Raw genomic sequence first — 4,645 nt, 5'->3', positions numbered from 1 at the left:
GCGTCGATGCCCGCCATTTCCTGCGCTCGCTGGACCGCGCCAATTCGCATCCCGCGCACAAGGACATCCCGGGGCCGCGCCTCGGCTATTTCGGCGTGCTCGATGAACGCATCGACATGGATCTGATTGCGCGGCTCGCCGACGCGCATGCGCAATGGCAGATCGTGCTGGCGGGACCGTTGTGCGGAATCGGCCGGGACGCGTTGCCGCGGCGCGAGAACATCCATTACCTCGGGCCGCAGCCATACGAAGCGATGCCGCAGTTCCTGGCCGGCTGGGATGTCTGCCTGCTCCCGTTTGCGGTGAACGAGGCGACGCATTCACATTGTCCGCCGATGACGCTGGAATACATGGCGGCCGAGCTGCCCATCGTCGGCACGCCGCTGCCGGATGTCGCAGGTTTGCATGGCGATATCGTCACCACCGCCGGCGACGCGCAGGCCTTCATTGAAGCCTGTGAGGCCGCGCTGCTTGCCGCGCCACAGGAACATGCGGCGACGATCGACAGGATGCGCAAGGCCGTCGCCTCGACGTCGTGGGACGCGACGGCTGCGCATGTCTCCACGCTGCTGGCGGAGACGCCGCGCAGGAGCGGGAATCATCGCTCTGCGGACGGCGAGCGGGACGCAGGCTGGCATGCCGGCGCAATGCGTGGCATGCGCTTTGCTATTTCCACTGCAGGAGGGGCTGCATGAAATCCATCCCTGTCATTGCCTTGCCGGTCGCGCTTGCAATGACCATCCACGCGCATGCGCAGAGCGCGCCTCCAACAGGCGCCGCGGCTTCGGCGCCGGACGCCACGGTGCGGCAGCAGAAGCTCTATCTCGGTTCGAAGATCATCGGTGCCACGGTGCGCGATGCGCGGAACAGAAAGGTCGGGCAGATCAAGGACCTCATTCTCGACAGCGGGCGCGGCGAGGTCGCCTACGTCGTGGTCAGCTTCGGCGGTGTGATGGGTGTGGGGCGAAAGCTCCACGCCATTCCGTGGCAGGCATTGCAACCCGGGGATAACGGCTATGTCCTGCACGCCGACCGCGAGACGATCAGCCAGGCGCCGGCCTTCGACAAGGCCAGGTGGCCCGACATGGCCGACCGCAAGTGGAACGACGAGATTGACCGCTACTGGAGCCGCATGGTCGGCCGCGCCAATCCGGGCGGCGCGGGCATCTCGTCCGGCAGCCCCGTGGCCAACCCGTCGGGAGCGGCGGGAAGCGGCACCCGGTAACACGAGGAGACGCATCATGGCGAACATCATCGGGGAGAAGCCGGACCTGTCGGGCCCAGGGCCGGATGTGATGGCGGTCGATACGCTGGAAGGGTGCGCCGTGGTCAATCTTGCGGGGGAAAGCCTGGGCGAGATCCAGGACATCATGATCGATGTGCGCAGCGGCCATGTCGCCTATGCCGTGCTCTCCTATGGCGGCGTGCTCGGCATCGGCAACAAGCTGTTCGCCGTCCCCTGGGACGCGTTGACGCTGGATGCGGAGCGCCGCTGCTTCGTGCTCGACGTCGCCCGCGAGCGCCTCGAACGCTCGCCGGGTTTCGACAAGGCGCACTGGCCGTCGATGCCTGGCGCGGGCTGGCCCCATGTCGAACACAGGTAGCGCGCGCGCATGGACCACCTGCTTTCGCTCGACTGGGAACAGATGTTCAGTCTCAGCCTGCCGCTGGCGGAGATCATCGTCCGCGGGTCGGCGATGTACTGGTTCCTGTTCCTCATCTTCCGCTTTGTCATCCGGCGCGATATCGGCGCGGTCGGCATTGCCGACGTGCTGGTGCTCGTGATCGTTGCCGATGCCTCGCAGAATGCGATGGCGGGCGAGTACACCAGCATCACCGACGGCATGGTGCTGGTCGCGACGCTGATCGGCTGGAACGTGCTGCTGGACTGGCTCAGCTTCCACTTTGCTTTCTTCCGCCGCTTTGCCGAACCGCAACCCATTCGACTGATCTGGAAGGGGCGCATGTTGGGGCGCAACATGCGGCGCGAACTGATCACCAATGAAGAGCTGTGGAGCCGGTTGCGCCAGGAAGGGATCGAAAATATCGACGACGTGAAGGAGGCGTTCATCGAGTCCGACGGTCAGATCAGCATCATCAAGAACAAGGAATAGTGCCGCGCGGAGACATCAACCAATTCGTTGCGGAATTGTCGAACCGGGATTTGGAGCGGCGATGGATCCGAAAGATCTCCGTCATGGTGCCTTGCTGCGCGCCTTTCCTGCCGTCGTGCGGTATGTCATCGCCATCGGGTTCTGGCTGCTGGCCGTTGCAGCACGGTTCGCTCTCGACGACGTGTTGCCTGAAGTGGGATTCCCCTTCCTTACCTTCTTTCCGGCCGTCCTGCTCACGGCTTTCCTGTGCGGGCTCATTCCCGGGTTATTCGTCTCTGCGCTGAGCGCCGCTGCCGCCTGGTATTTCTTCATCCCGCCCTATTTCGAGTTCAATACGCTGACGTTTGCAGACCGGATTGCCGTCGCGGTGTTTCTGGCTATCCTGGTTGCCGATTGCCTGGTGGTGCATTTCATGAATGTCGCGATGCATGCTGTACGGAAAGCAGACCTCGAGCTGCAGGAAAGAAACAAGGCGCTGCAGCAGAGTGAATCCCGCCTGCAGACGCTGACCGAGCATTCGCCTGCGGCGATCGCTGTGTTCGATCGCGAGATGCGCTACGTGGCGGCGAGCCGGCGCTGGCGCATGGTATTCGAAATCGGGGACGATCCGGTCGGGAAATCACACTACGAACTTTTTCCCGACTTGCCCGAAAGCTGGAAGGAGGCCCACCGCAGGGGACTTGCCGGAGAAGTCTTGCGCGCCGAGAGCGACCGCTTCTTGCAAAAGGATGGAAGTTCGACCTGGGTCAGGTGGGAGCTCTGGCCATGGCACGACGATACCGGCAGCCTGGCGGGTATCGTGATCGCCAGCGAGGACATCACAATGCGCGTGAAGGCCGAGGAGGCGGTGCGCGACAGCGAGCAGAAATACCGCACGCTGTTCACCAATGTGAACGAGGGCTTCGCCATCTGCCAGATCCTGCTCGACGCGGAAGACAAGCCGCGCGACTACGCATACCTGCTCGTCAATCCCGCCTTCGAGCGAATAGGCGGCCACGAACACGGCAGCGTCAACGGCAGGACGGCGCGCGAACTGGAGCCGGAAGGCGAGCCGCGCTGGCTGGACATGTTTGCGCGGGTCGCACAGGAGGGCAGGCCGGAGGCGCATGAAGACTGCATCGGCGATCCCGAGCGATGGTATTACGCGCGCGCATTCAGCCTGGGCGATGGCAAGTTCGCTTACCTCGTGGCCGACATCACCGAACAGAAGCTTGCGCAGGAGCGGGTGCGCCAGGCCGCCCTCCAGGACCCGCTGACCGGCTTGCCGAACCGCGCGCTGATCTTCGAATACGGACGCCACCTGCTGGCGGCGTCGCGGCGCAGGCACGGTCAGGGTGCGCTGCTGTTCATCGACCTCGACCGCTTCAAGCCCATCAACGACCTGTACGGCCACGATGCCGGCGACTTCGTGCTGCGTGAGGTGAGCAAGCGCATCCTCGCCGGCACGCGCGACGAGGATGTGGTGGGGCGTCTCGGCGGCGACGAGTTCGTGGTCATCCTTCCCCATCTCGATGCGCTCCGGCGTCATGCGGCCACGGTCGCACAGCACCTGATCGAGACCATTTCCCGGCCGGTGAAGATGAACGACCTGGAGCTGTCCGTCTCGCCATCCATCGGCATCAGCTTCTATCCGGAACACGCGTCGGATGTCAGCGGACTGATCCACGCCGCCGACATGGCGATGTACGAGGCAAAGCGTTCGGGCCGTGCGTCCTACCAGTTCTATACGCGCGAATTCGATGAGCGGATGGAAGAAGCGCTGCGCCTCGAGGCGCGCATCAAGGCGGCGCTGCGCCAGGGCGGCCTCACACTGCATTACCAGCCGGTGGTCGACGTCAAGACCGGCCGCCTGATCGGTGCCGAAGCATTGGTGCGCCTTCTTGATGCCGACGGCAGCGCGGTCCTGCCGGACAAGTTCATCCCGGTCGCCGAGGCGGCGGGCCTGATCGGCGATATTGGCGAATGGGTGGCGACCGAGGCTTGCCGGCAGCACAAGTCCTGGAGCGCGCAAGGCCTGGAACTGACGATGGCGATCAATGTGTCGCCGGTGCAGTTCCGGCAACAGCGCTTCGCCGACAAGCTGTGCGGCATCATCGATGCGGCCGGCATCGACCCCGAGAACATCGAGATCGAAGTCACCGAAAGCGCCGTGATGGAAAACATCGACGAAGCCATCCGTATCCTGAACGACATCAAGTCGCTTGGCGTGAAGGTCGCGCTCGACGACTTCGGGACCGGCTATTCCAGCCTTGCGAGCCTGACCAGCCTGCCGCTCGACAAGCTGAAGGTCGACCAATCCTTCGTGCGCCGCATCGAAGGCGATGCCGCGAGCCGGGCGGTGACCGAAGCGATCATCGCGCTTGGCCGCAGCCTCAAGCTCGACGTGCACGGTGAGGGCATCGAGTCCGAATCCGTTCTCCACTATCTGCGTGAGCAAGGTTGCAACCAGGCGCAGGGATACTGGTTCAGCAAGCCGTTGCCGGCATCCGAGTTTGCGCTATGGTGCAGGAGCAAGGCCGCAGCCTGATTTT

Annotated in this window: 5 protein-coding genes; all 5 read left to right on the top strand. The window is 64.0% G+C overall.

Annotated features, from left to right (window positions below; all coding sequences use genetic code 11):
• The coding region (locus AYR66_RS20750; RefSeq protein WP_141104285.1) for a glycosyltransferase at positions 1-695 on the top strand (695 nt) is incomplete at its 5' end.
• On the top strand, positions 692-1,225 hold the full coding sequence (locus AYR66_RS20745) for a PRC-barrel domain-containing protein (RefSeq protein WP_088709085.1): 534 nt from the start codon (positions 692-694) through the stop codon (positions 1,223-1,225). The genes AYR66_RS20750 and AYR66_RS20745, both read left to right, overlap by 4 nt.
• A gap of 16 nt (positions 1,226-1,241) precedes the next feature.
• Positions 1,242-1,604 carry a PRC-barrel domain-containing protein gene (locus tag AYR66_RS20740; RefSeq protein ID WP_088709084.1) on the top strand — a complete coding sequence of 121 codons (363 nt, stop codon included), beginning with the start codon at positions 1,242-1,244 and terminating at the stop codon, positions 1,602-1,604.
• A 9-nt stretch (positions 1,605-1,613) separates the two neighbouring features.
• Positions 1,614-2,114: a DUF421 domain-containing protein gene (locus AYR66_RS20735; protein WP_088709083.1), complete on the top strand. Its 501-nt coding sequence runs from the start codon at positions 1,614-1,616 to the stop codon at positions 2,112-2,114.
• A gap of 61 nt (positions 2,115-2,175) precedes the next feature.
• Positions 2,176-4,641 carry an EAL domain-containing protein gene (locus AYR66_RS20730; protein ID WP_088709082.1) on the top strand — a complete coding sequence of 822 codons (2,466 nt, stop codon included), beginning with the start codon at positions 2,176-2,178 and terminating at the stop codon, positions 4,639-4,641.
• Positions 4,642-4,645: the final 4 nt, after the last annotated feature.

The organism is Noviherbaspirillum denitrificans (assembly GCF_002211445.1).
Classification (GTDB): Bacteria; Pseudomonadota; Gammaproteobacteria; order Burkholderiales; family Burkholderiaceae_D; genus Noviherbaspirillum; species Noviherbaspirillum denitrificans.
This window is presented reverse-complemented; position numbering and strand designations above follow the sequence as displayed.

What these genes read in the sequence shown, in the direction of transcription:
- AYR66_RS20745 (WP_088709085.1), top strand. Translation starts at nt 692, where the DNA reads ATGAAATCCATCCCTGTCATTGCCTTGCCGGTCGCGCTTGCAATGACC.
- AYR66_RS20740 (WP_088709084.1), top strand. Translation starts at nt 1,242, where the DNA reads ATGGCGAACATCATCGGGGAGAAGCCGGACCTGTCGGGCCCAGGGCCG.
- AYR66_RS20735 (WP_088709083.1), top strand. Translation starts at nt 1,614, where the DNA reads ATGGACCACCTGCTTTCGCTCGACTGGGAACAGATGTTCAGTCTCAGC.
- AYR66_RS20730 (WP_088709082.1), top strand. Translation starts at nt 2,176, where the DNA reads ATGGATCCGAAAGATCTCCGTCATGGTGCCTTGCTGCGCGCCTTTCCT.